At 31.1% G+C, this 25,732-nt stretch carries 21 protein-coding genes and 21 tRNA genes; 39 read left to right on the top strand and 3 right to left on the bottom strand.

What is annotated here, in order from left to right:
* Positions 1 to 56: 56 nt before the first annotated feature.
* Positions 57 to 1,331 (bottom strand): aminotransferase class V-fold PLP-dependent enzyme, encoded by a 1,275-nt coding sequence (locus tag JK634_RS16320; RefSeq protein WP_202768792.1) that lies wholly within the window; start codon positions 1,329 to 1,331, stop codon positions 57 to 59.
* Between the two features lie 367 nt (positions 1,332 to 1,698).
* On the opposite strand from JK634_RS16320, the gene JK634_RS16315 reads away from it, so the two are divergent.
* The 12 genes from JK634_RS16315 to JK634_RS16260 all read left to right on the top strand — a co-directional run bounded on the left by JK634_RS16315 (position 1,699) and on the right by JK634_RS16260 (position 15,621).
* Positions 1,699 to 2,457 (top strand): hypothetical protein, encoded by a 759-nt coding sequence (locus JK634_RS16315; RefSeq protein ID WP_202768791.1) that lies wholly within the window; start codon positions 1,699 to 1,701, stop codon positions 2,455 to 2,457.
* Between the two features lie 186 nt (positions 2,458 to 2,643).
* A complete protein-coding gene (locus tag JK634_RS16310; RefSeq protein ID WP_202768790.1) occupies positions 2,644 to 3,045 on the top strand; it encodes a bacteriohemerythrin in 402 nt (133 codons plus the stop codon).
* A gap of 178 nt (positions 3,046 to 3,223) precedes the next feature.
* Positions 3,224 to 4,576: a glucose-6-phosphate isomerase gene (locus JK634_RS16305; RefSeq protein WP_202768789.1), complete on the top strand. Its 1,353-nt coding sequence runs from the start codon at positions 3,224 to 3,226 to the stop codon at positions 4,574 to 4,576.
* Positions 4,577 to 4,578: 2 nt separating this feature from the next.
* Positions 4,579 to 5,028, top strand: a complete 450-nt coding sequence (locus JK634_RS16300) for a YaiI/YqxD family protein (RefSeq protein ID WP_202768788.1) — start codon at positions 4,579 to 4,581, stop codon at positions 5,026 to 5,028.
* Positions 5,029 to 5,180: 152 nt separating this feature from the next.
* Positions 5,181 to 7,187 (top strand): triple tyrosine motif-containing protein, encoded by a 2,007-nt coding sequence (locus JK634_RS16295; protein ID WP_202768787.1) that lies wholly within the window; start codon positions 5,181 to 5,183, stop codon positions 7,185 to 7,187.
* 41 nt (positions 7,188 to 7,228) lie between these two features.
* Entirely contained in the window at positions 7,229 to 7,909 is a 681-nt protein-coding gene (locus JK634_RS16290) for a lytic transglycosylase domain-containing protein (protein ID WP_243425637.1), read from the top strand.
* A gap of 124 nt (positions 7,910 to 8,033) precedes the next feature.
* A complete protein-coding gene (locus JK634_RS16285) occupies positions 8,034 to 8,747 on the top strand; it encodes a pseudouridine synthase (protein ID WP_202768786.1) in 714 nt (237 codons plus the stop codon).
* Positions 8,748 to 9,032: 285 nt separating this feature from the next.
* Complete coding sequence (locus JK634_RS16280; RefSeq protein ID WP_202768785.1) at positions 9,033 to 9,329, top strand: YerC/YecD family TrpR-related protein; 297 nt, start codon at positions 9,033 to 9,035, stop codon at positions 9,327 to 9,329.
* 234 nt (positions 9,330 to 9,563) lie between these two features.
* A complete protein-coding gene (gene pcrA, locus JK634_RS16275; protein ID WP_202768928.1) occupies positions 9,564 to 11,825 on the top strand; it encodes a DNA helicase PcrA in 2,262 nt (753 codons plus the stop codon).
* 33 nt (positions 11,826 to 11,858) lie between these two features.
* On the top strand, positions 11,859 to 13,850 hold the full coding sequence (ligA, locus tag JK634_RS16270) for an NAD-dependent DNA ligase LigA (protein ID WP_202768784.1): 1,992 nt from the start codon (positions 11,859 to 11,861) through the stop codon (positions 13,848 to 13,850).
* Positions 13,847 to 14,122 (top strand): hypothetical protein, encoded by a 276-nt coding sequence (locus JK634_RS16265; protein WP_202768783.1) that lies wholly within the window; start codon positions 13,847 to 13,849, stop codon positions 14,120 to 14,122. Before ligA ends, JK634_RS16265 begins: the two co-directional genes overlap by 4 nt.
* A 152-nt stretch (positions 14,123 to 14,274) precedes the next feature.
* Positions 14,275 to 15,621, top strand: coding sequence for a DUF2334 domain-containing protein (locus JK634_RS16260; RefSeq protein WP_202768782.1), 1,347 nt, complete (start codon positions 14,275 to 14,277; stop codon positions 15,619 to 15,621).
* 40 nt (positions 15,622 to 15,661) lie between these two features.
* Here the strand turns inward: JK634_RS16260 and JK634_RS16255 are convergent, their stop codons facing one another.
* Entirely contained in the window at positions 15,662 to 15,886 is a 225-nt protein-coding gene (locus tag JK634_RS16255; RefSeq protein WP_202768781.1) for a hypothetical protein, read from the bottom strand.
* Positions 15,887 to 16,068: 182 nt separating this feature from the next.
* Here JK634_RS16255 and JK634_RS16250 point away from each other — a divergent pair, with 182 nt between their 5' ends.
* A complete protein-coding gene (locus tag JK634_RS16250; RefSeq protein ID WP_202768780.1) occupies positions 16,069 to 17,535 on the top strand; it encodes an ABC transporter substrate-binding protein in 1,467 nt (488 codons plus the stop codon).
* 155 nt (positions 17,536 to 17,690) lie between these two features.
* Here the strand turns inward: JK634_RS16250 and JK634_RS16245 are convergent, their stop codons facing one another.
* Positions 17,691 to 19,100 carry a hypothetical protein gene (locus JK634_RS16245; RefSeq protein ID WP_202768779.1) on the bottom strand — a complete coding sequence of 470 codons (1,410 nt, stop codon included), beginning with the start codon at positions 19,098 to 19,100 and terminating at the stop codon, positions 17,691 to 17,693.
* 195 nt (positions 19,101 to 19,295) lie between these two features.
* Between JK634_RS16245 and rph the strand changes: the two genes are divergently transcribed.
* The 26 genes from rph (at position 19,296) to JK634_RS16115 (ending at position 25,375) form a co-directional block, all read left to right on the top strand.
* Positions 19,296 to 20,045: a ribonuclease PH gene (rph, locus tag JK634_RS16240; protein WP_202768778.1), complete on the top strand. Its 750-nt coding sequence runs from the start codon at positions 19,296 to 19,298 to the stop codon at positions 20,043 to 20,045.
* A gap of 9 nt (positions 20,046 to 20,054) precedes the next feature.
* The gene (locus JK634_RS16235; protein ID WP_202768777.1) at positions 20,055 to 20,666 is read left to right on the top strand and encodes an XTP/dITP diphosphatase; all 612 of its coding nucleotides are present in this window, start codon (positions 20,055 to 20,057) and stop codon (positions 20,664 to 20,666) included.
* Positions 20,667 to 20,678: 12 nt separating this feature from the next.
* Positions 20,679 to 21,152 carry a metallophosphoesterase gene (locus tag JK634_RS16230; protein WP_202768776.1) on the top strand — a complete coding sequence of 158 codons (474 nt, stop codon included), beginning with the start codon at positions 20,679 to 20,681 and terminating at the stop codon, positions 21,150 to 21,152.
* Positions 21,153 to 21,342: 190 nt separating this feature from the next.
* A tRNA-Pro gene (locus JK634_RS16225) sits at positions 21,343 to 21,418 on the top strand.
* A 5-nt stretch (positions 21,419 to 21,423) separates the two neighbouring features.
* Positions 21,424 to 21,497 (top strand) — tRNA-Gly (locus JK634_RS16220).
* 57 nt (positions 21,498 to 21,554) lie between these two features.
* Positions 21,555 to 21,631, top strand: a tRNA-Arg gene (locus tag JK634_RS16215).
* 5 nt (positions 21,632 to 21,636) lie between these two features.
* Positions 21,637 to 21,712: transfer RNA gene (locus JK634_RS16210), tRNA-His, on the top strand.
* 3 nt (positions 21,713 to 21,715) lie between these two features.
* A tRNA-Gln gene (locus JK634_RS16205) sits at positions 21,716 to 21,790 on the top strand.
* Between the two features lie 4 nt (positions 21,791 to 21,794).
* Positions 21,795 to 21,870, top strand: a tRNA-Lys gene (locus JK634_RS16200).
* Positions 21,871 to 21,880: 10 nt separating this feature from the next.
* Positions 21,881 to 21,964: transfer RNA gene (locus JK634_RS16195), tRNA-Leu, on the top strand.
* A 12-nt stretch (positions 21,965 to 21,976) separates the two neighbouring features.
* Positions 21,977 to 22,051, top strand: a tRNA-Gly gene (locus JK634_RS16190).
* A gap of 4 nt (positions 22,052 to 22,055) precedes the next feature.
* A tRNA-Gly gene (locus JK634_RS16185) sits at positions 22,056 to 22,129 on the top strand.
* Positions 22,130 to 22,135: 6 nt separating this feature from the next.
* A tRNA-Arg gene (locus JK634_RS16180) sits at positions 22,136 to 22,212 on the top strand.
* Positions 22,213 to 22,216: 4 nt separating this feature from the next.
* Positions 22,217 to 22,292: transfer RNA gene (locus JK634_RS16175), tRNA-Lys, on the top strand.
* 6 nt (positions 22,293 to 22,298) lie between these two features.
* Positions 22,299 to 22,374: transfer RNA gene (locus JK634_RS16170), tRNA-His, on the top strand.
* A gap of 3 nt (positions 22,375 to 22,377) precedes the next feature.
* Positions 22,378 to 22,452: transfer RNA gene (locus tag JK634_RS16165), tRNA-Gln, on the top strand.
* Positions 22,453 to 22,456: 4 nt separating this feature from the next.
* Positions 22,457 to 22,532, top strand: a tRNA-Lys gene (locus tag JK634_RS16160).
* 10 nt (positions 22,533 to 22,542) lie between these two features.
* Positions 22,543 to 22,626: transfer RNA gene (locus JK634_RS16155), tRNA-Leu, on the top strand.
* 12 nt (positions 22,627 to 22,638) lie between these two features.
* A tRNA-Gly gene (locus JK634_RS16150) sits at positions 22,639 to 22,713 on the top strand.
* Positions 22,714 to 22,717: 4 nt separating this feature from the next.
* Positions 22,718 to 22,791, top strand: a tRNA-Gly gene (locus tag JK634_RS16145).
* Between the two features lie 6 nt (positions 22,792 to 22,797).
* Positions 22,798 to 22,874, top strand: a tRNA-Arg gene (locus JK634_RS16140).
* Between the two features lie 6 nt (positions 22,875 to 22,880).
* Positions 22,881 to 22,956 (top strand) — tRNA-Pro (locus JK634_RS16135).
* A gap of 5 nt (positions 22,957 to 22,961) precedes the next feature.
* A tRNA-Gly gene (locus JK634_RS16130) sits at positions 22,962 to 23,035 on the top strand.
* Positions 23,036 to 23,163: 128 nt separating this feature from the next.
* Positions 23,164 to 23,240: transfer RNA gene (locus JK634_RS16125), tRNA-Arg, on the top strand.
* A 605-nt stretch (positions 23,241 to 23,845) separates the two neighbouring features.
* Positions 23,846 to 24,661, top strand: coding sequence for a flagellar motor protein (locus JK634_RS16120; RefSeq protein WP_338031243.1), 816 nt, complete (start codon positions 23,846 to 23,848; stop codon positions 24,659 to 24,661).
* Positions 24,662 to 25,375, top strand: coding sequence for a flagellar motor protein MotB (locus JK634_RS16115; protein ID WP_202768775.1), 714 nt, complete (start codon positions 24,662 to 24,664; stop codon positions 25,373 to 25,375).
* The last annotated feature ends 357 nt before the right edge of the window (positions 25,376 to 25,732 follow it).

Here is a 25,732-nt window from a genome sequence, read left to right as displayed (position 1 = left end):
TATACTACTTTACTCAGATTATTAATTTTATGAGTTGCGTATATTAAATATTGAAATCAGAGCTGCTGTGATGATATGCAGAACAATGCATCAGCCAGACGGTCGATATCGTCATAGTTGTTAAACAGTCCGATTGAAGCTCGTACAATACCATACTCTTCACCGCTTCGGTATAAAGATAATGCCTGTTCATCCGTAAGCCCAAGTAGATTTTGTACATATAGATTAGACCCATTTGTCCCTGATGCTATATCAATGCCATATACATATCCAAGCAAGTGTGCAAGGGTATGGTATGACATGTCCCTAATATTGAATGATGCAAACGGGGTTCGTGTATTGTTATATACATCTCCATACAGAATCAGGTTCGGGATTTGGCTTAAGCGTCTAATAAGGTATTGGTATAGTCCTCGTTCCCATTCTTCAACATTCTTCATACCAATATTCTGTAGAAAACGGATTGCAGCTCCAAAAGAGATGACGCCAAGGAAGTCTGGGTATCCTGCCTCATACCTTTCTGGAGAATCCTTATATATGATTTTTGAACTACTTACAAACTCAGTAATACCGGCTCCGTACATCAGTGGTTTATATTGATCTAAAAATGCTTTGTCTCCTACCAGAACTCCACCGGATTGCCCTGTATAAAACTTATGGCCATCAAAGGACACAAAATCAATGTGGGAGGCATCAGTGTGAGGCTTCATGGTAAAGGCTTTGTGCTGTACAAGCTGTACTGCGTCAACAAGTATTTTAGCTCCGTGACTATGAGCTATTTTAGCCATATCATGAAATGGGGGAATTATCCCCGTTATGTTAGACGCCCCAATTACAGTTACCAACTTAATCTGACCACTGTACTGTTCCAGCTTGGCGGCATAGTCGTTCATATCAACGTTCCCCTCCGGTGTAAGACCCACAAGCAGAGTCTTCATCTTTTCTCTGAAGGGCAGATAGTTGGCCATATGCTCCATCTTTGTCGCCAAGATGACTTTATCTGGGTCGTGCTCATAATAAACCTGGCTGAGAATGTTAATGGCTGAGGTTGTGTTGGCGGTGTAGATTACAGTATCTAGAGAGGAATCGGCACCAATAAAGTTCATTACTATATCTCTGACTTCGTTATATTTTGATGTAAGCTTAGCTGATAAATCGTTGGGTTCATTGCCATATGAATAAATAGGAAGGGTTTCGTATAACTCTTGAATGGCTGGCTTAGCCACTAAAGGAGTCGCTGCATTATTTAAATACACCCTGTTTGTAAGGCCACAGTGGGTGTTTATCAGAGTGTCGGTTCCAAAAAAATAGTTCCGTAGATTGGATATCATAAAAGTACACTCCTTTGATACATACTGTTTTATAATATGCTTCGTATGAAAGAAATGGCACCCCGATGGTAGTATTAATAAGGGAAGCATCTATCAAATGTAAAGATAGGTTATTCTGATTATAAAATGATTCTATTATGTTTTAAATAACACAATTTAATCATCTTGCCATAAGAATGTATATTTGAATCAAAGACAAAGTGGTTTTACCACTTCCGGAGAAGGGGTATAATCTTATAGTAATTGGAGACTGTGAGATATTTGTTACAGAGAGTAAAGCTTAACGAGATACCAAATATTTGGTGAATAAATTTATGTATTACTGGAAAAAATTATATTATAAATTTTAAGAAAGAGTGATACATATATGCTAAGCGTAAAAGAACCTATAAAAAATGTGTGGTATAAAATGCCTCCTCATATAAAACATAGAGTATATACATTTATGAAATCAAGGCCAATGGAAGGAGTTATTACTAAACTACAAGATAATGATATAAACCTCAAAGAGTTAAATGCCTTAGAGGTTTTTGGAAAAAATGGTGAGTGGCATACTATAGATTATGGATATAAGGTAAATTCTTTAGAGGTATGGGAAATGGATTCTAGTTGTCAGGGACCTCTAAAAAGAAACTTTCCTTTTGCTACTGTAAAAATTGTAGATTCATACAAAGAAATTGAAAGATGTAGAAATAAATATAGCTTAATCGTTATAGATAATCCTATGTCAACATATGGAGATTACTGTGAACATTTTTCTTTGTTTCCTAAAATGTTTAACTTATGTGACGAGAGCTCAATAGTTATTGCTAATGTAATACCAAAAATAGATGATAATATTAAGACTGAATATCCATATTTATTTAATGATATACAGCTGGATAAAAGAAGAGAATTTTATAAAACTGATTCGCCAGATAAACTTAGTTTTGAAGAAATAGATTCAGTATATAGAGAGATGGCATTAAGTCAACAATTTATATCTGAGTGGAGCTTTTTTCAAAAAAGAAATTTCGTTTATTACTATGTTCTAAAGCTAAGAAAAAATATTGAAGACATAAAGGATAGTATGAGAAGAAATGATTTTGAGTCAATAGATAATATTAGACTTAAAACAAGAATATAAATTGCTTTAAATTGAAATTAAGCTAAGTTGCTAGAAAATAACAACTTAGCTTTTATAAGCTATAATAAATGAAGGAATTTTTAAATTAAGAATTTGTTAAAATATTTGCTGAAATATGTAAATTATTGAACATTAAATATCTTTGGTGTATAATTTCCTCAATAGGGAAAAAGAGGGGGTTTTTTAATGTTTAATTGGAAGGATGAATACTATACTGGTGTGGATTTTATTGATGAGCAACATAAGAGATTGTTCGAAATAGCAGGAATGGCGTATGATGTTTATAAAAATGATTTTATTGTGGACAAGTTCGATAGAATAGTGGAAATTATTAATGAACTTAAAGATTATACTGAATATCATTTCGGTGAAGAAGAGGCTTTTATGATTAAAAATAATTATAAAAAGTTTTTATCACATAAAGTTGAACATGATGATTTAATGAAAGATATTAACGGAATTGATTTTAGCAAAATTGATAAAGATCAAGAAAAATCACTATTAGATTTAATTAATTTTGTTATTGATTGGATTCAAAACCATATACTTAAAGTTGATTTAAATATGACTAAAGAAGTGATAAATTAAGCTTTCTTGAAATAATTCATGAAAATAATATTGTAAAACTAGAGTAAAATAAAAATAGAGAAATAGAAAGTTGTTTAATAAACAAAAACAAAATATGCCACTGTGTTATACATAACTGGTTAATTATGTGCTATAATTTAGAGTGGAATGAAAATATAATATGTTTCGGAGGTAAGAAATGAAGAAGGGATTAAGTTTTGATCTTACAAAAGCAGCATCATTTTTAGGAGAAAAAGAAATAGGGTATTTAAGTAGTGCTGTTAAAGCTGCACATAGCGACATACATAATAAGACAGGTGCAGGAAATGATTTTTTAGGATGGGTTGATCTACCTGAAAATTATGACAAGGAAGAGTTTAGCAGAATTAAGAAGGCTGCAGAAAAAATAAAATCTGATTCAGATGTGTTAATAGTTATAGGAATAGGTGGTTCATACTTAGGAGCTAGAGCTACAATTGAAGCTTTAAACCACAGCTTTTTTAATGTGCTAAAGAAAGATGTGAGAAAAGCTCCAGCAGTATTCTATGTTGGAAATAGTATAAGTTCAACTTATTTAGCAGAACTTTTAGAAGTAATAGAAGGTTTAGATGTTAGTGTTAATGTTATATCAAAATCAGGAACTACTACTGAACCAGCTATAGCGTTTAGAATATTTAAAGACTATATGGAAAAGAAATATGGAAAAGAAGAAGCAAAATCAAGAATTTTTGCTACAACTGATGCTAAAAGAGGAGCATTAAAATCCTTAGCTGATGCAGAAGGTTATGAAACATTTGTAATTCCTGATGATGTTGGAGGAAGATATTCAGTATTAACTGCAGTAGGATTACTACCAATAGCTGCTAGTGGAATTTCTATTGATGAATTAATGGAAGGTGCTAATGATGCAAGAGTAGCATACAGCAACGATAATTTATTAGAAAATGATTGTTACAAATACGCAGTTGCAAGAAATGCTTTATATAATAAAGGAAAAACTACTGAAATATTAGTTAACTATGAGCCAGCTTTACAATACTTTGGTGAATGGTGGAAACAATTATACGGAGAATCTGAAGGAAAAGATGGTAAAGGTATATTCCCAGCTTCAGTTAACTTCTCAACTGATTTACACTCAATGGGACAATATATTCAAGATGGTTTAAGAAACATTTTTGAAACAGTTATAAATGTTGAAAAGGCTAAGAAAGAAGTTACTATAGAAGAATCAGCAGAAAATGTTGATGGATTAAACTTCCTTGCTGGAAATACAATGGACTTTGTAAATAAAAAAGCATTCCAAGGAACAGTACTAGCTCATAATGATGGAGGAGTACCAAATCTAGTTGTTAATGTTCCAGAATTAAATGCTTATTATTTCGGACAACTTATTTACTTCTTTGAAAAAGCTTGCGGAATAAGCGGATATTTATTAGGAATCAATCCATTTGATCAACCTGGTGTTGAAGCATATAAGAAAAATATGTTTGCACTTTTAGGAAAACCAGGTTTCGAAGATCTTAAAACTGAACTAGAAAACAGATTGAAATAATTATGCGTATATTAGTGGATGCAGATGGTTGTCCAGGTAGAAGTATAATAGAAAAGTTAGCAGGGGAATATAATATTCCCCTCTTCTTATATTGTGATATAAACCATAATATAACATTGAGCTATGGTGAAGTAGTTGTTCTGGATAAAGGATATCAGAGTGTTGATATGTATATAGCAAACAAATGTGTAAGAGGAGATCTTGTAATTACACAAGATTATGGTTTAGCTTCATTAATATTAGGTAAGGGAGGAATCCCTATAAATCCTAATGGAATGTTATATACGAATGAAAATATTGATAGACTGCTTTTTGAAAGACATTTGTCAGCTAAAGCAAGAAGAGCAGGTGGAAAAACTGCGAATTACAGAAAAAGAACTTCTGTTGATGATGAAATGTTATATAAAAGTATAGAGAAAATAATAAAGAATGTTATGGAAAGTTCGACTTAATAGTCGAATTTTTTTTATTTATAATATCATTGTTAGAAATATGTGGATTTTCAATGGAAAATATATACTTGTTTATCTAGCAATAGACAATAAAATCATTTACAATGTATATATGGAATAATAGATGGTGTAAATAAGAGAGGTTTTGGGCTATGGATGAGATCTTATTAAAATTTAATAGAGTTAATCCTATAAATAAAGAGGAATCTATAGAAATTAGGGTTGAGAATAATACTAATAAAGATTTAGAATATAAATTTATGCTTGGCTATCAAGGAATTTGGACAACGTTAAAAGATTTTTCAGAGGATACACTTTATAATTGGACAGCTCATGAAGAAGGTAATTATATTATAATGATTCAAGGAAAACAAAAGGAATCTATAAAGCCTTTTGATTTCATGTGTAAGGGTGAAATAGTAGTTGGAGATGAAGTGGAAAAGTTAATTAAAAACACATATGTAAGTGCAGAAGAATTAACTATTGGGGAAAAATTAATAATCGAAGTAGAAACATCAAAAAGTCCAGTGCTTTTTAGATATTGGAAAAATGGTGAGAGAGGCTGGGAACTTATAAAGGATTATGGAACAGACAATAAACTAATCTTTACAGCTGTGGAAGCAGGAAAGCAAGAAATTTTAGTTGAGTGTAAGGAACCATCATCTGAAAATAGTTTCGATGATTATTATTCAGTTAAGTATAAAGTAATTGAACGTGGTTCCATAGAGATAATAAATTTTAAATGCTTAACAGAAGATTTATTATGTGATGAAGAATTAATATTCCAGGTAGAAGCGTCAAGTCCAGAAAGTTCATCAGTTCTTTATAAGTTTGTAAAAATAGATAAAGAAGGTAAAGCTATTTGTGTTCAAGATTATTCCTCTAAAACATTGGTGACCTTTTCTGAGCAGGAACCAGGAGAATATAAAATCCTATGTTTGGCTAAGGATATATATTCTAATAAAGAATATGATGATAGAGCACTTATGGTATATAATGTTAAACCATATAACCCTATTATTATAAAGGAGTTTACGACTGATTTAGCATCTCCTCAAATTTCTGGAACGTCGATACTTTTGAGAGCTTTTGTTGAAGGTGGAAGAAAAGTATTATATAGATTTAAAATAGACGGGAATTATGGTGAAGATAGTGGATATATTCGTAATTCCACATATCTTTGGAAAACTAATTTTCAGGGAGAATATAAAATAACTTTATATGTAAAAGATATAACTTATAAAGGGGAATATGAAGCTTCAAAGACAATAGAATATTATATAGATAAAAAGAGTTCACAAGTAATTAAAATTATGGACGTAGTTTTAGACAAAGAAAGTGATTATCTTGTTGGAGAACCTGTAAATATAAAGGTAATGGCTGAAGGAGGATCTTCACTTAAATATTCATTTATAGTATATAAGGACAAGAAGGAAATTGAACGAGTTAATTATGGAAATAATAATTGGGTGAACTTTACTCCAGAAAAATCTGGAGAATATGAATTAGAAATTCGAATTAAGGATAAATATTCATCAAAAGAATACGATACTCATAATATAGTGTATTTTGATGTAATGGATTATTTGCCAGGAAAAGTAGATTATATATTACTTCCAGCTAAAGAATATCACACAGTTGGAGATGATATTGAATTAGAAACCATCGCTCAAAATACAGATGAAACATTAATAAAGTATGTTATAAAAATAAATGGGCAATTAGTAGAAGAAACTGAATTTGTTAAAAATAAGAAATTTAAGTTTAGCCCTAAGATTCCAGGAAAGTATACTTTTGAAATTTATGCTAAAAATGTTCAATGTAAAGAAGAGTTTGATACTAAGAAAGAGTTTCATATATATATAAATGAAGCACCACCAATAATAGGAACTAAAATTATTTGTGATAAGAAGGATTTTAAGGCAAAAGAAGAAATCACATTTAAGGTTGAATGCCAGGGTGGAAAAGAAGTATGTTATGAATTCTATCTAATGAATAAAGGCAATTGGGTAAGAAAGCAAGCTTACAGTAGAAAGTCATTCTTTGGATTTATCCCATTTTCTTCTGGAAATTACAAGATTTTAGTATTAACTAGAAGTTATCATAAAAGAATTGCTTATGAGGATTATGATATAATGGAATTAAAGGTTACAGACTAATAGTTATAATAGATTTTTATAAATAGCTAAGGAGAACAAATATGAAAGTTGATAAACCAGAGCAAGTACTAGCAATGACTATGATGTCATCAGTTCTAAAACAAGTTGCGGGAAATCTAGATAGCGGAACATTTGATTTACTTTATCAAAGTATACTTGAAAGTATGGATAAAGGTGAAAATAATGATATATTAGATGCACTTAATAGCCAATTAGGACAAAGAATTGATACTAATTCATTGTCACTTGAGGATTTAAATAATTTAAAGTCCATAACTGGATTAACTATTGGTGGAGCAGATTCTAAATATACAGGAACCAATGCTAGTCGTATTGAAATTGAAAATGCAGTTGAAAGTGCATCCAAAAAGTTTGGAGTGGATGCTAATTTAATTAGATCTATTATAAAACAAGAGTCTAACTTTAATCCAAATGCTAAATCAGGTGCAGGGGCTATGGGATTAATGCAGCTTATGCCATTTAACTGTGATGGTTTAAAAAATCCTTATGATATTCAAGAAAATATCGATAGAGGAACAAGTATGATAAAAGATGCATTAGACAAGTATAATAATATAGATATGGCATTAATGTCATATAATGCAGGAAGTGGAACTATGCAAAGAAGAGGAGTAACTTCACCCGATGATTTGTATAAGATGCCTGCAGAAACACAAAACTATGTAACAAAGATAAAAAGTTATTATAGAAACGGATTTTAAACTCAGCTAAAGCTGAGTTTTTTTATTGTTCATAAAATTGCTAGATGGTTATGTATATGTTATAATTTTCAGAGTTTATACTATTACAATGCAGTATTATACTATTGTAGAAGAGGTGATAATTATGGAAAGATTAGATAAGATACTTTCAAATTTAGGATATGGGAGTAGAAAAGAGATAAAAGCAATTATAAAAAAGGGATTAGTTAAAATTGATGGAGAAATTGCAAAAGATAATTCTTTGCAGGTTGACCCAGAGAAATCACAAATAATAATTAATGGTGAAGAGATTATTTATAAAAAATACATTTATTTAATGATGAACAAACCAGCAGGAGTAGTATCTGCAACTTTTGATAAATATGATGAAACAATTATAGACTTATTATATCCAGAAGATGCAATATTTGAGCCGTTTCCAGTAGGAAGATTGGATAAAGACACTGTTGGATTATTGTTACTAACAAATGATGGGGAACTAAACCATAAACTTATTTCACCTAAATATCATGTTGATAAGATATATTATGCAAAAATAAATAAAGAAGTAAATGAAAAAGATGTTGAAGCTTTTGAAAAAGGAATAACATTAGATGATGGATATAAGTGTATGAGTGCAAAATTGCAAGTTTTATCATCAAATAATGAAGGTTCTGAAGTATATGTAACATTACAAGAAGGAAAATATCATCAAGTGAAACGAATGTTTGAGAGTGTAGATAAAAAAGTAGTCTACCTTAAAAGAATAGAATTTGGAGGATTATCCCTTGATGAAACATTGGAAGAAGGGGAATATAGGGAACTATCTGAAGAGGAAATTGAAGTATTAAGGGGATAGCTACGAACGTTTACAGAGGATGAATTAAAATCATTCATATTTCGAGGTTTGTACAACTTTTTTTTCAAAAATAACTTGCAATTACATAAATCATACCCTATAATAAATCTGCAAGGATAAATAAAAGGAATAAATAGCCCCCTTTTTATTTATTGCTTATTGCTAAAGCGCAACCTAGCCCCAAGGGTTGCGTTTTTTTGCGTAAGTTTTGCTTTACTACACTAAATTATTAAAATATAATTATATGGTAGAGTGTAAATTTTATATAGATAAAGGAGTAAATTTATGAGTAGTTTTAGCTCGAATTTAAAAAGTAAAGAAATGGATTTTTTAATGAAAGCAATATTAAGTCTTAAAAGTGAAGAGGAATGTTATAGATTTTTTGAAGATATATGTACAATTAATGAAATCAAAGCAATTGAACAAAGACTTCAAGTGGCCAAAATGCTGAAGGATGGTAACACATATACTGAGGTCGCTAAAGAAACTGGTGCAAGTACAGCAACTATTAGCAGAGTAAATAAATGCATTAATTATGGTAGTGATGGGTATAACATTGTCTTAAAAAGGTTAGGTGAATAGGTATAGGGTTTTTTATAGGAAACTTAACTTATTCTTGTTTGAAAATGTTGGCTTCTGGATATTTTCAGGCATGAATAAGTTATTAGTTGAACTTAAAACCCTGTAAAGGTTTCTTATTGTAAAATTATAATAAAAAACTTAAGTTGTATATGCATGTATGTTATAATTAGATAAGGTCTATAATGAAAAGAGGAATAAATGTTCCTCTTTTTGATGTTTTAAGGAGTGATTATGGTGGATCTTAAAAATTTATTAAATAGCGAACAATATAAAGCAGCTACAACAGTAGAAGGTCAAGTTTTAATATTAGCAGGTGCAGGATCAGGAAAAACAAGAGTTTTAACTCATAGAATAGCATATATGATTGAAGATAAGAATATACCATCATATAATATCTTAGCAATAACATTTACAAATAAAGCAGCAGGAGAAATGCGAGAAAGAGTTAAGGCATTAATTGGTGATGAAGCAGATAATATGTGGATATCAACTTTTCATTCAACTTGTGTTAGGATTTTGAGAAGAGAAATAGAAAAGTTAGGATATAAAAAAGACTTTACTATATATGACTCCTATGATCAAAAAGCATTAGTAAAGCAATGCATGAAGGAACTTAACATAAACGATAAAGATATTGAAGAAAATGAGGTTCTATCTAAAATAGGAAAAGCAAAAGATAATCTACAAACTTCAGCTATGTTTATGAGAGAACATCAACATAATTTTAGAGAAGAGAAGATTGCTAGAGTTTATGAACTATATCAGAAAAGGTTAAAAGATAATAATGCATTAGATTTTGATGATTTAATATTTAAAACTGTAGAGTTATTTAAAAAAGAACCAGAGGTTTTAGAATTTTATCAGAGAAAATTTAAATATATTATGGTAGATGAGTATCAAGATACAAATAAATCACAATATGAATTTATTAAACTTTTAGCTAATAAACATAAAAATATCTGTGTAGTTGGAGATGATGATCAGTGCATCTATCAATGGAGAGGCGCAGATATTAGAAATATACTTGATTTTGAAAAAGATTATCCAGACTGTAAGATAATTAAACTAGAACAAAACTATAGAAGTATGGGAAACATACTTGAGGCAGCAAACTATGTAATTAGAAATAACAGCGAGAGAAAGAGTAAAATACTTAGAACGGAAGCTGAGAATGGTGAAAAAATTAAAATATATAGAGCTTTTTCTGATAACGATGAAAGTAGTTTTGTTGCATCAATAATTGAAAAAGGCAAAAAAGAAGAAAAAAATTATAGAGACTTTGCAGTTTTATATAGAACAAATGCTCAGTCACGTATTTTTGAAGATACCTTTATAAAAAGAGGTATTCCATATAGATTAATAGGTGGGCTAAAGTTCTATGATAGAAAAGAAATTAAAGACATAATGGCGTACTTAAAAGTTATTAGTAATCCTACTGATAGCATAAACTTAAGAAGAATAGTAAATGTCCCTAAGAGAAGTATAGGAGATGCAACAGTTGAAAAAGTCATGGAGTTTGCAAATGAGAACGACATATCTTTATTTGATGCATTGCTAGAAGCAGAAAATATTTCAAGTCTATCAGCTAGAAATATAACAGCCATAAATAAATTTACCGCATTAATGGAAGAATTAATAGAATATAGTGAAACATTAACAGTATCACATTTAATTGAAGATATACTTAAGAATACTGGTTATATAGAAGATCTTAAAAATTCTAAGAATCCAGAAGATTTAAGCAGGGTAGAGAATTTAGAAGAACTAGTATCAGCAGCAGTGGACTTTGAAAAAAATGACGAAGATAAAACTTTAGGTGCATTTTTAGAAAAGGTAGCATTGGTTCAAGATGTAGACAATTTTGATGTGGATGCAGATTCAGTTGTGTTGATGACAGTTCACTCAGCAAAGGGATTAGAATTCCCTACAGTATTTATGGTGGGAATGGAAAATGGCATATTTCCTGGGCAATCTTCCTTTAACTCAGAAAAGGAGATGGAAGAGTCAAGAAGACTTTGTTATGTAGGAATTACAAGAGCAAAGGAAATACTATATATGACTTCAGCAGAAGTTAGAAGAGTATTTGGTAGAAGTGTTGCTTATCCTCAATCAGATTTTATAGCGGAAATACCTGCTAATTTAAAAGAAGTAGTGAATTTACAAAGGCCTAGTGGAAGTTTCTCTCAAGGAAATTCATCTTATGTTCAATATAATAGAGGATATAATAATCCGCATTCATTAAGGGGTTCAGGTAGTACCTATGAAAATCCATTAGAAGCTGCCAAAAAATTAAAGGAAACTTTGGAAGAAAGCAGCGGGAAGATGCTTACTAAAAAAGAAGTATCTCTTGGAAGGAAGGTAAAGCATTCCAAATTTGGAATAGGATCTATAGTGAGTGTTTCTGAAAGTGGAGATGATTTGAAATTAACAATTGCTTTTGATTCACAAGGAATAAAAAGTTTGTTATTAAGCATAGCTCCGCTAGAATTATTATAAAGGATATAACCTCAAGATTAGGAGGAATATAATATGGACAAAAAAGAAAGAATGGAACAGTTAGCTGATGAATTAAATAGGTATGCCTATGAATATTATGCATTAGCAAATCCTACAGTTTCAGATAAGGAATATGATAAAAAATATGATGAGTTAGTTACTCTAGAAAAAGAAACAGGTATAGTACTAAGTTATTCACCAACTCAGAGGGTTGGTGATGTGACTTTGCCTGAATTTAATAAGTATTCACATAAGGCAAAGTTATGGAGCTTAGATAAGGCTCAAAGCGTAGATGAACTTAGGGAATGGCATAATAGGAACATTAAGTTTATTAATGATTATAATAAAACATCAAGTGAAAAACTGCCAGATATCAAGTATGTAGTCACTAAAAAATTTGATGGACTTACTCTTAACTTAACATATAATAAGGAAGGTATACTTGAAGCAGCAGCAACAAGAGGAACTGGTGAAGTAGGTGAAGAGGTTACAGCGCAAGCAAAGACAATAAAACGAATACCTCTAAAAGTAGAGTATAATGATGTATTTGAAATACATGGGGAAGCAATTATGACTAAAGAAGCTTTCGAAGAATACAATAAGAATGCTTCAGTTCCATTGAAAAACTTAAGAAATGGTGCAGCAGGTGCATTAAGAAACCTAAATGTTAGGGAAACAGCTAAAAGAAACTTGTCAGCATTTTTCTATGATATTGGATATAATCAAGGACAACCATTTACATCCTATCAGGAAATGCTTAGTTTTATTAAAGAAAAAGGTTTTCCAGTTGATGAGTATATTAAAGTATGCAGCAATATGGAAGAGATAGAAAAAGAAATAAAATTCATTGAGGAAATTAGGTTCGATTTAAATTATGACATAGATGGGGTAGTTATAGCTGTTGATGATATAAGAACAAGGGAGCTTTTAGGATATACTATAAAATTCCCTAAATGGGCAATTGCCTATAAGTTTGAGGCTCAAGAAGCAACAACCACATTAATTGATGTAATTTGGAATGTTGGAAGAAGTGGAAGAGTATCGCCTACAGCAGTTCTTGAACCAGTGGAACTTGCAGGTGTTACAGTAAGACGAGCTACATTGAATAACATGGATGATATTTCGAGAAAAGGTGTGCGAATTGGAGCTGAAGTTTTTGTAAGAAGAAGTAATGATGTTATTCCAGAAATAATGGGTGTTGTAGAAAGTTCATTAGAAAAGAGTACTGAAATTAATCCTCCTAGTGAATGTCCAGCATGCGGTGGTCATCTTATTTTAGATGGTGCTCATTATTTTTGCGATAATACATTAGCTTGTAAGCCACAATTAGTAAAAACCATTGTGCACTTTGCTTCAAGGGAAGCTATGAATATAGAAGGATTTTCAGAGAAAACTGCAGAACAATTATTTGAGAAGTTAGATATTAAATCTATCTCTGATTTGTATAAGTTGAAAAAAGAAGAATTATTAGGTCTAGATAAGTTTGGGAATAAAAAGGCGGAAAATTTATTAAACTCAATAGAGAAGAGTAAAGATTGTGAGCTTTATGCATTTATATATGCACTAGGAATACCAAACGTAGGAGTTAAAACTTCTAAAGATTTGGTAAAGAGATTTAAAACCTTAGATGGGATAATGAATGCTAATCTTGAAGAACTATTGGAAGTACCTGATATTGGAGAAATAGTTGCAAGATGTATTGTGGAATTTTTTAAAGAACAATTAGCTGTAGATACTATAAACGAATTAATTAAGCTTGGAGTTAAGCCATATTACGAAGAACTTGAGATACGTGAGAATTTTTTTGAGGGTAAAACTGTTGTTGTAACTGGAACCTTAAAGAATTATTCAAGAACTGAAATAAAGGATAAGTTGGAAAGCTTAGGAGCAAAAGTTTCAGGAAGTGTAAGCAAAAAGACAGACTATGTTATTGCTGGAGAAGAGGCTGGTTCAAAATTAACTAAAGCTCAAGACTTAGGAGTTGCTGTCATTTCAGAGGGAGATTTTGAGGAGATGATAAAATGAGAAGAATAATAAATATTCTTGGTTTTATTTCAGCCATAGTTACAACAGTGGTTATTGTTGCAACATTTCTTACATCATATAGATTTATATATATTAACGAGATATTTAGTGGATACTATCCAATACAGCTTACAATTATGGTGACAATGCTTATTTGGGCTATTAGATTTTGGTTAAATAATAGCGGGAAAAGAAAATATATATATACAATGATTTGCCTTATGTTATCAATTGTTTCTTTTATTTTTGCTAATAGTAGTATAGTAAAATAAGTGAATATATGGTAAAATTGACATAAGATTTAGGGACATATTGTTTTATGATTACTAAAGGATAGGTAAAATGTTAAGGCTTAAAGCATTAATTTTATTAATACTTTAGGCCTTTTTACGTAATAATTTTATTGTAAAATAAGGGGGAAAATATGAAGTATTTAAAAAAAACAGTATTAAGTATGACAGTTTTAACAACTTTACTATTTGTAGGCTGTAATACAAAACAACAATCAAGTTCAATTGCTAATGATGATTCAAAATCAATGGAAAAGGTTATTAAGAATTTTAAAGGACTTGATTTAGAAAAGGAAAAGATTGATTTAAATATTGAAGGTAAAAAAATGGATTTATCATTACCTATATATACAGAGAAGAATAGGTACTATATTCCATTAACAGAACTAGTTGACAGGTTACAAGGGGAAATAACTGAGGAAGATGGATTAATTAAGGTAAATATATTAAATGAAGAAATAAAAATAAATAAGAGTTCTAATTCATATGTAGATAAAGATAATGAAGAAAAAAAGTTCAAGAAGCCTTTAATTGAAAAAGAAGGAGTAATATATATAACCTTTAATGACTTTTCCAAGGCTTTTAATATGGTAAGTAGGTGGAATGATAAGGACAAAAGCATAAAGGCGTATAAAAGTAGAAAGAAAACTGACTTCCCTAAATATCAGAAAAAAATAGATACCTATGGATTTATTAGGTTAGAAGATGTATCTATTGACAAGGACTCTGAGGGTTCATTATATTATGAGACACTTAGAGTTATTGGAGATGATTTAGGAGGACGAGGAGTTCCTTTTTCTGTAGCATGGATACCTAAATTTGAGGATCCATCAAAAAACATAGAAGTTGATCCTTCTAAAGACTATGATATGAATACTAGTGAGTTAGTTTATACATTAGACTATTTGGAAAACAAAGGTGGAGTAATTGGATTACATGGATATACCCATCAAAGAGGTAAAGATGCAAGTGGAATAGGTGCAGAATTTGGACCTGAAAACCCGGATATAGGAGATATGATAGAGAGAGTTAAAAAGGCTAAGGAGCTTGCAAAAGAAATGGATATAGAACCAGGATTTTTTGAAGCCCCTCATTATAAGATAACAAAAAAGCAAAATGATGCTTTAGAAGATTATTTTAAAGTTATATATAATCCTTATAGGAATGAAAATGGAGCAGAATTAAATACATCAAATATTTATAGAAGGCCAAATGGAAAGAGTCTTTATATAGGGACTCCTCTAGATTATGTTCATGGAGAAGATAATGGAGATATAATTAAAAATAAGATAATGCATCTTCCAAAAGGAGTGATGGCTAGCTTATTCTTTCATCCACGATTAGAAATGAAGTATATTAAATTTAATGAGGATACTGATGGTTATCCAAATTATGAACAAGATAAAAATTCTGTATTAAATAAAATTATAGATTCATTACAGGATAAGGGATATGATATGAAAGATATAAGAAGTCTTTAAGAATAAATGAAAAGAGCTTGAGAAATCAAGCTCTTTTCATTTATATAGACTCATTTTTACTATTTATATCTTGTTCAGGATTACTAATTTTTATTTGTGCATTACGCTCAACTAGAAGATAAATATTCTGCGTTAATTTTTCTAATAAATAATTTTGATATTTAATTTGAGAGTAAGCCTGTTTAGCAACTATAAACCCCCAAATAGCTACAAACATTACAGTTACCATAGATAATATCCCTAATATTTCTAATAATATCTTCATTCTAATACCTCCAGAAAAAACCTAGTAATATTATACCATGAATGGTCAAAAAATAAATTATATTTATATTTATTATATCCATTATTATCATTATTTTAATATTTTTATATGTTTAAGTTTAGAAATTTAATATATGGTAATAATCAAGAAAGGAAATATTTTAGAGAAGGAGGAGAGTTTAGTTGAAAAAGATTATATGTATTTTAGTTTTTATTATGATTTCCTCTCAATTAATTAGTTGTGAAAAAGTACAAGAGACTAAGGAATATGGCTCTCCAAGTAACAAAATTAATTATGGAGTATCAAAGATTCCAAATGATTTAAGTTCTTATGATGATACGGTAACAAGAACATTAATGGGAGCTTTATTTGAAGGATTAGTTTATAAAAGTTCAGATGGAAAAATAGTTCCACAATTAAGTGATAGTTATTCTGTCGATAAAAATCAGCTAGAATATACCTTTAAGATAAGAAGAGATATTTACTGGAGTAATGGTGAGAAAATAACGTCCACAGATTTTGTTAATTTCTTCAAAGAATATGTGGATAATTGCAAGAGTTTAGATGATTTAAAGGAATTATCAGCAGTATATGGAATAAAAGAATATTTCACGAATAAAAAAGATTTTAACAAGACTGTAGCTATAATGGCAGATGGTGAATATTTAAAAATAAGATTAAACTTTAAAGATGATAATTTTATATCTGCGCTAGCCTTACCAAAATACAAACTAAGAAAAGACTTTACTAAGCTAAAGAATTACAGGAATAGTTTTAAGGATCTTATATACTCAGGATCATATAAAATATCTGATGTAAAAGAAAATATAATTACATTAGAAAAAAATAAATATTATTATAATAAGGATAATGGTGTTAACACAATAAATCTTGTAATTCAAAATAATAGTGAGTATGCATTAGCAAGTTTCGAAACAAATAAAATAGATATAATGGAAGAACCACCTATTAACTATTTACAGAAATTAAGGGAAAGGCAAGAAGTTATAGAATATCCATATAATGATGTGAAATTTATAGCTTATAATTGTCAAGAGAAAAGTCCATTTTCAGATGCCAAACTTAGAGAGGATTTTTATGAATATATACAAGGTTTAATTTCTGATGATAAATTTAGTGAGAGGATATCTGGGACTCAAGTATTAAGCTTCAGTGATAATAGTGAAAAAGAAGGAAAAAGTTTAAGAAGTGAACCTAAAAGCTCACTAATGGAATTGAAGAGTGTAACAATATATGCTGAAGATAATGATACAAATAAGGAATTTCTTAAATACGTGACAGAAGAAGCAAAAAAAGATAACTTGATTATATATTACAAACTATTTTCTATGGATGACCTTATAGAGGAATTAAAAAAAGGCAATTATTCAATGTACATAGACGATTTTGATGAAGATAGTGGTATGACAAATAAATTTACTGAAGAATCATTAAAAAGCTCTAAGGGAAATGGAAATTTAAGTAAAAGTCAAGTTTTAGAAAATTCTAAAAAAGATTTTGTTAGAGTTCCGATGTTTAGAAAAAACAAGGTTATAGTTAAAAAATCGTATATTCAAGAAATTGAAGAAGATTTTTATGGAGACGTGATACTTAACAGCTTAAAACTTATGAACAATACCTCTGTTTGATATAGGGTTTTTTATAGTAAGCTTAATTTATTCTATTTTGAGAATGCCAGTTTCTGGACACTTTTAGGCATGAATAAGTTATTAGTTGAACTTAAAACCTTATAATTAAAATAAAATTTCGAAATAGGTTAACTCTATTTCGAAATTCTATTTTGTTATTCATAAATATCAGCAATATCATCTATATGTGGGATGTTTGTGATTTTCTTTTTAAATAGAAGTATTATTATAAAATAAATCATCATATTTTTTTCAGAATAGAAAGTATTTTTTGCAGAATCAAAGTTTTCTTTCTTTTTGGAATAAGTTACTTCCTTGTTGAAAATAGGAAACAAACCAGTAAGTTCAAAAGATGGTGAGTTTGGAATCGTAAAATAATTTTCATCTAGCATTTCATCAGATCTTAATGAACATTTTCTATACCTTTCAGGAGAATCTATGCTGGGTGCCTTTGGCCAAGAAGAAACAAGTGGGCCATTTATCATAGTTTCCCTATAAATAGAAGGTATTATAGTCTCTAAATCACTATTTTCTGAAATTTCGTAATAGAGCATTCCGTGAACAATGTAATTAATTATCTCGCTAGAGGGATAGCAAATATTCTTTTTATCAGAGTTTTTAATATACAAAGAATTTTTAGGATTGTATATAGAAATTTGTTTTTCAGATATTTTTAAGAAATCATCTTTAGTTTCATGATAATTTGTAATATTATAAAGCAGATATAAGTTTATTCCATATATACTCATAGATTCAATATTATCCATGTTAAAAATACCTGAATTTAAATTATCTTTAATTAAATCCATAAGATTAAGTAATAATTCTTTTGCAGCTTCATTTTCAGAGTAATTATAGAATGTACTTAAGGCTAAGCATAGCTTACAGGATTCATTAAAGGATAGCTCGTATAAATTCTCCTTAAAATCTAAGAGCATTTTTAGAATATCTAGTGAAAAGTCTTTATAACTTAATGAATCTTCATCACTAGGACATAGTTTCCAATATAAATAGTAAGCATTCATCATAAAAGCTTGATCTGAATACTTAAATTTTTCGTTTTTATTAGATAGTTCAATGTTTTCTGTAGAATTTATTTTTTTATCTACAAATACTCCGAGAGAATTGCGTAGATATGTTGAATAAAATTCTAATTGATGTTTAGCTAATCTTTTGTATATTTTTGAATACTTAAATAAATCTTCATCATTGTTTTCATAAAGTGAATAGTGGTCAGAAAGTTCCAGTATGCATAAAGTCATTAATGCATTTGAAATAGCTGGGACCTCTTTTTTAAAAGATTCTTCATCCCATGCTAAAGAATTTTTTGCAGCGGGTTTAGGAGATCCTTTTTTATATACGCAAACAAGTGGAGAATAGTTACTAAATATGTTATCATCAGTATTATCTGAGTGTTTTTTATGTGACTTTGTGGTGTGAACTATTCCACATTTTGAATTAAGAACAATATTGTTTAAAGCTTCTTTCGAAAAGAAAAAAAGTTGATGTTGTATTTGTTCTAAGGAAATACGATTCATTCTGAAAAACGGACCGATATATCTCAAATTCATTTCCACCTCTTAAATTAATCCTTATATAATTAATATGAAGTAATAGAAGAAAAGTTGCATAAGGTTTGCTAAAATAAAAAATAAGGTGGAAAATTAAGAAATATTCTATAAATAATTTATATTTCATTAAAGTAATTCATATACAATTATATATTAATAAGTAGTAAAATAATACGGGAAGGTGATTATATGAGAATAGATGGAAGAAAAAATGAACAAGTAAGACACGTAAAAATTACAAGAAATTATACTAAGTATGCTGAGGGTTCAGTATTAATTGAAGTTGGAGAAACAAAGGTATTATGTAATGCATCAATTGAAGAAAAGGTTCCACCATTCTTAAAAGGCTCAGGAGAAGGGTGGATAACAGCAGAATATAATATGTTACCAAGGGCAACACATACAAGAAAAGTTAGAGATATTGCTAAATTGAAGTTAGATGGTAGAACTATGGAAATACAAAGATTAATAGGAAGAGCGCTAAGATCTGTAGTTGACTTAAAAGCATTAGGTGAAAAAACTATATGGATTGATTGTGATGTAATTCAAGCAGATGGTGGAACTAGAACATCATCAATAACAGGGGCTTTTGTAGCATTGGTAGATGCGATAAATAAGCTTCATAAAGCTCATCCTTTTGAGATTTATCCAATAAGAAATTTTGTTACAGCTGTTAGTGTTGGAATCGTAAATAATGAAAAGTACATAGATTTATGTTATGAAGAAGATTCTAAAGCTAAAGTGGATATGAATATAGTAATGACAGACACAGGTGAATTTGTGGAAGTTCAAGGAACTGGTGAAGAGGCTCCGTTTAATAGAGAAGAATTAAATTCTCTTCTTTCATTAGGAGAGAAGGGTGTTAAACAAATGATAACAGCGCAAAAAGATGCATTAAAAATGGATGCTCTTTGGATTGGTACTGGAGATAGAGGGTAGGAAAAAATAATGAAGAAACTAGTATTAGCAACAAATAACAAGAACAAAGTTAAAGAAATAAAAGAAATTTTAAGTGTATTTAATTTAAATATAGTAACTTTAAAAGATTTAAATATTGATGTAGATGTGGAAGAGAATGGTACATCTTTTGACGAAAATGCTTTAATAAAAGCAAGTGCTATTGCAGATATATTAATTAGTAAAGGCTATAATGATTTTATTGTATTATCTGATGATTCAGGTTTAGAAGTGGATTATTTAGGCGGTGAACCTGGTATATATTCTGCCAGATATGCAGGTAATCATGGAGATGATGAGGCGAATAATATAAAGTTATTAGATAAGTTAAAGAATGTTCCAAAAGAAAAAAGAAAAGCTAAGTTTATATGCTCCATTGCTATGATAAATAATTTAGGTGGAAATAAAGTAGTTAAAGGTGAGGTTCAGGGGATTATATTAGATGAACCTCTTGGAAGTAGTGGATTTGGATATGATCCTTTATTTTATTATGAACCGTTTAATAAAACTTTTGCACAATTATCTCCCGAGGAAAAAAATAAAGTTAGTCATAGGGCTAAAGCTTTAATTAAATTAAAAGAAGAAATGACTAGTTTTGTTTAGGTAGGTGTAAATATGTTAATAGCAGTAGTTTCAGACACACATAGAGCTGAAGTATATATAAACAAGGTCAAAGAACTCATTAAGAATGCAGATGTTCTTATACATTTAGGAGATAATATAGCTGATTTGTATGAAATTAGTCAAGGATTTATAGGGAAGATCTTTGGAGTTAAGGGGAATTGTGACTTTGAAACAGAAATTCCTAGAGAACGAATTATTCAAATAGAAGATAAAAAGTTTTTACTTACACATGGAGATAAATATCAAGTGAAATATGATAATAGACTTTTGAACTATGCTGCAATGGAAAATCAAGTAGATGTAGTGCTTTATGGACATACCCATGTGCCGTTAATAGAAGAAATTAATGGTATATATTTTATTAACCCAGGAAGTCCATCTTTGCCAAGAGTGAACAATAGGACTATTGCATTTATTGAAATTGAAAAAGGAAAACCTATATATCCATATTTATATAAAATATAAGTGTTTTACATAATGTTTCATATTCAAATTTCAATATTAAATGCTAATTTTTTAGTGAATATTTTACTAGTTAATTGAGTAAAAATAAATACTTGTCATAATCTATGAAAAAAATCATAAAAAGGGTATTGACTGATTTAATTATATCGTGTAGAATAATCATTGTCGCCGAAAGGTGGTAACAACATTTCGGGGTGTAGCGCAGATGGGAGCGCGCGTGGTTTGGGACCATGAGGTCGCAGGTTCAATCCCTGTCACCCCGACCACACTTGCGGGTGTAGCTCAATGGTAGAGCCCTAGCCTTCCAAGCTAGTTACGTGAGTTCGATTCTCATCACCCGCTCCAAAAAAAATCTTGACACATGATTTTTTTGGTGGTAAAATTTAATTCGTTGTTTTTAATGCGTTTTTAGCTCAGCTGGATAGAGCAACGCCCTTCTAAGGCGTGGGCCAGGGGTTCGAATCCCTTAAAACGCACCATTATGGTGAACGTAGTTCAGTTGGTAGAGCGCCAGATTGTGGTTCTGGTTGTCGTGGGTTCGAGTCCCATCGTTCACCCCATGTTGGGATGTCGCCAAGTGGTAAGGCACCGCACTTTGACTGCGGTATTCGTAGGTTCAAATCCTGCCATCCCAGCCAATACGGTTTACTAGCTCAGTCGGTAGAGCACATGACTTTTAATCATGGTGTCCGGGGTTCGATTCCCCGGTAAGCCACCAATAAAAAAATGCAGGTGTGGCGGAATTGGCAGACGCACTAGACTTAGGATCTAGCGCCCGCGGCGTGCAGGTTCAACTCCTGTCACCTGCACCACTTTTTAATAATGCGGAAGTGACTCAATGGTAGAGTGTCACCTTGCCAAGGTGAAAGTTGCGGGTTCGAATCCCGTCTTCCGCTCCATAATGCGGGTGTAGCTCAATGGTAGAGCCCTAGCCTTCCAAGCTAGTTACGTGAGTTCGATTCTCATCACCCGCTCCAAAATATGCGTTTTTAGCTCAGCTGGATAGAGCAACGCCCTTCTAAGGCGTGGGCCAGGGGTTCGAATCCCTTAAAACGCACCATTATGCACCATTAGCTCAGTTGGTAGAGCACCTGACTCTTAATCAGGGTGTCCCCGGTTCGAACCCGTGATGGTGCACCATTTATGGTGAACGTAGTTCAGTTGGTAGAGCGCCAGATTGTGGTTCTGGTTGTCGTGGGTTCGAGTCCCATCGTTCACCCCATATTGGGATGTCGCCAAGTGGTAAGGCACCGCACTTTGACTGCGGTATTCGTAGGTTCAAATCCTGCCATCCCAGCCAATACGGTTTACTAGCTCAGTCGGTAGAGCACATGACTTTTAATCATGGTGTCCGGGGTTCGATTCCCCGGTAAGCCACCAATAAAAAAATGCAGGTGTGGCGGAATTGGCAGACGCACTAGACTTAGGATCTAGCGCCCACGGCGTGCAGGTTCAACTCCTGTCACCTGCACCATTTTTTAATAATGCGGAAGTGACTCAATGGTAGAGTGTCACCTTGCCAAGGTGAAAGTTGCGGGTTCGAATCCCGTCTTCCGCTCCATAATGCGGGTGTAGCTCAATGGTAGAGCCCTAGCCTTCCAAGCTAGTTACGTGAGTTCGATTCTCATCACCCGCTCCAAAATATGCGTTTTTAGCTCAGCTGGATAGAGCAACGCCCTTCTAAGGCGTGGGCCAGGGGTTCGAATCCCTTAAAACGCACCAATTTATCGGGGTGTAGCGCAGATGGGAGCGCGCGTGGTTTGGGACCATGAGGTCGCAGGTTCAATCCCTGTCACCCCGACCACACTTGCGGGTGTAGCTCAATGGTAGAGCCCTAGCCTTCCAAGCTAGTTACGTGAGTTCGATTCTCATCACCCGCTCCAAAAGAAGCCAAGCATTATTTGCTTGGCTTTTGTTTTACTCATTAAACAGTACAAGATTTAATTATAATAACCTTGAACAAGCTAATAATCTAGTATTGAATAGTATTATATAGTATAATTAAAACAATGCATCTATAGCTCAGTTGGATAGAGTGCCGGACTTCGAATCCGTGTGTCGGGGGTTCAAATCCCTCTAGGTGCACCACTTTTAAATCTATATATCATACACACTTGCTGATATTGTATATATACAACGAAATGCAACAAAGAGTAAGTTTGCAACGGATTTACAACGAATAGAATATATAAAGTTTAGAATAAGTTTTTAGTTGAAGTTACTAAAAGGAGTATCGAAAGAAAATAATTTGAAATATAAGAAAATACGAAAATTCATAGAAAGCACTTACTAAGTAAATATAGTAGGTGCTTTTATTGTGCATATTATTAAGAAAGAAGGAATGCTTGTATATTATGTTCCTTAAAATTCATATCCTGCAAATATTGGAGTTGCAAAAGAATAGTTCAGAGAAATAGTAGACTATAATCCATATTTAGCAATTGTGAATGCAAATTGAACAGTTAGTGCTTAGGTAGCAAGTATAAATGATTGTTTAGCGGAAGATGGGATAGTAGTTGATTAAGTCTTAGAAATAAGGCTTTTTTATTTGTAATTAAATAAAAAACTACTATAAGTAAGTATTTAGAATTTTTCAAAGAGGACGAAAACTATACTAAATGGTTTTATCTAAGGGAGAGACATAACAAATTAAAGGCAGTAAGGATATTTTTTGTTAGAAGATTTCAATTAGTATGAAGAAGCTTATAAGTCTAGAAGGGAGATTAGAGATGGATATTGGGAGTTTATTAGGAATAATCGTTGGATTTGGTATGCTATTATTAGCATTTTTTGAAGAAGGGGGAAGCCCAGGAGCATTGCTATCAGTTACTTCAATAATGATAGTATTTGGAGGAACTATAGGAGCAGTTGTACTATCTTTTCCGGTAAAAACATTAAAAAAGGTTCCAGATAGCTTTAAGAAAGTTTTTATCACAAAGAAAAGCAGTATACCAGACCTTATAATTTATTTTAAGGAAGTTTCTACTTTGACAAGAAGAAATGGTTTATTAAGTCTTGAAGGTGAGTTAGGTAAGGAAGAAGTTGATCAATTTATTAAAGATGGGTTACAAATGGTAGCTGATGGGTTTGAACCTGATTTAATTAAAGATATATTAGAAACTAAAATCCAAGGAATGATTGATAAGAATAAAGAAGGAATACATATATTTGATGCTGCAGGAGGATTTTCTCCTACTATGGGTATCATAGGAACTGTTATGGGGTTGGTCAATGTATTAAGTAACCTAGCAGATCCAGAGTCATTGGGGCCGAAGATAGCAACAGCATTTATAGCAACCTTATATGGTGTTGCGTTTGCAAACTTACTATGGTTACCTATTGGTTCAAGATTAAAAGCTTTGAATGAACAAGATGTACTAGAAAAAGAAGTTATGTTACAAGGAATTTTAATGATTCAAAATGGTGTAAACCCTAATTCTATAGTTGCAAAATTAAGTTCATTCGTTGAAGAAGGAATGGAGGACGAATCAAAGAAGGAGGTGGAGTAGTTGAAAAGGCAACAAGAACCAGAAAAAGAGAATAATGAGAGATGGTTGTTAACCTACTCTGACCTAATTACATTACTAATGATATTTTTCGTTATAATGTATGCAAGTAGTAATGTTGATGCTCAAAAATATACCCAAATGTCAAATTCTTTTAGAGAAGTTTTCGGAGGGGGTAAAAATATTGTTGGAGAAACTAATAGTGTTGGAACTTCAACTCCTAAAGAAACAATTAATCCTCAAACAGATGAATTTCAGAATACAAAGGAAGAAATACAAAAGATTATTGACCAAAATAATTTATCGGACAAGGTCTCTATTTCAGAAGAAGCTATTGGTCTAGTTGTAAGTTTTAATGATAATTTGTTTTTTGATAAAGGAAAGGCAGATGTAAAAGAAGAATCTAAAGCAAGATTGTTAGATGTTGCTAAAGTGCTTAAGAATATTAAAAATAATATTCGTGTAGAAGGATTTACGGATGATTTGCCGATACATACTAAAGAATTTAATTCAAATTGGCAGCTCTCATCTACTAGAGCATCTAATGTAACGGAATTTTTAGTAGAGGATGGAAATGTAGAACCTACAAGAGTTACGGCAGTAGGGCATGGCGAGTATAAGCCTAAAGTAAAAAATGATAGTGAAGAAAATAGACAAAAAAACAGAAGAGTTGATATTGTAATTGTTAATGATAAATATAATTCTATTGGAAGTTAATGTATAATAAGTCGCATAAACTTATCCAAGTGTATCAATATGATTAAAAATAAGAAAATAGTTGAAATATAGAGAAATATATATTTAATTCTATATTTCGACTATTTTTTTTGTGATTTATTTTTTATAGGATGTTAAGATAAAACACGTCGCTGAGGTGTTGCAAAACATAATAAATGTTACAAAACATAAAATGTGTTGACAAGTAACATAAGAAGTGATAACATAAATAAGCAAGTAAATTGCTCTTTGAAAATTAAACAGAGGAAATGAAGTAAGATTTAGAAATAAACTTAAGTCAACGTAATCTTTTGAGTTAGATTAAGCTTTCAAATTGAGAGTTTGATCCTGGCTCAG

Source organism: Clostridium paridis (assembly GCF_016765615.1).
Classification (GTDB): Bacteria; Bacillota; Clostridia; order Clostridiales; family Clostridiaceae; genus Clostridium_T; species Clostridium_T paridis.
This window is presented reverse-complemented; position numbering and strand designations above follow the sequence as displayed.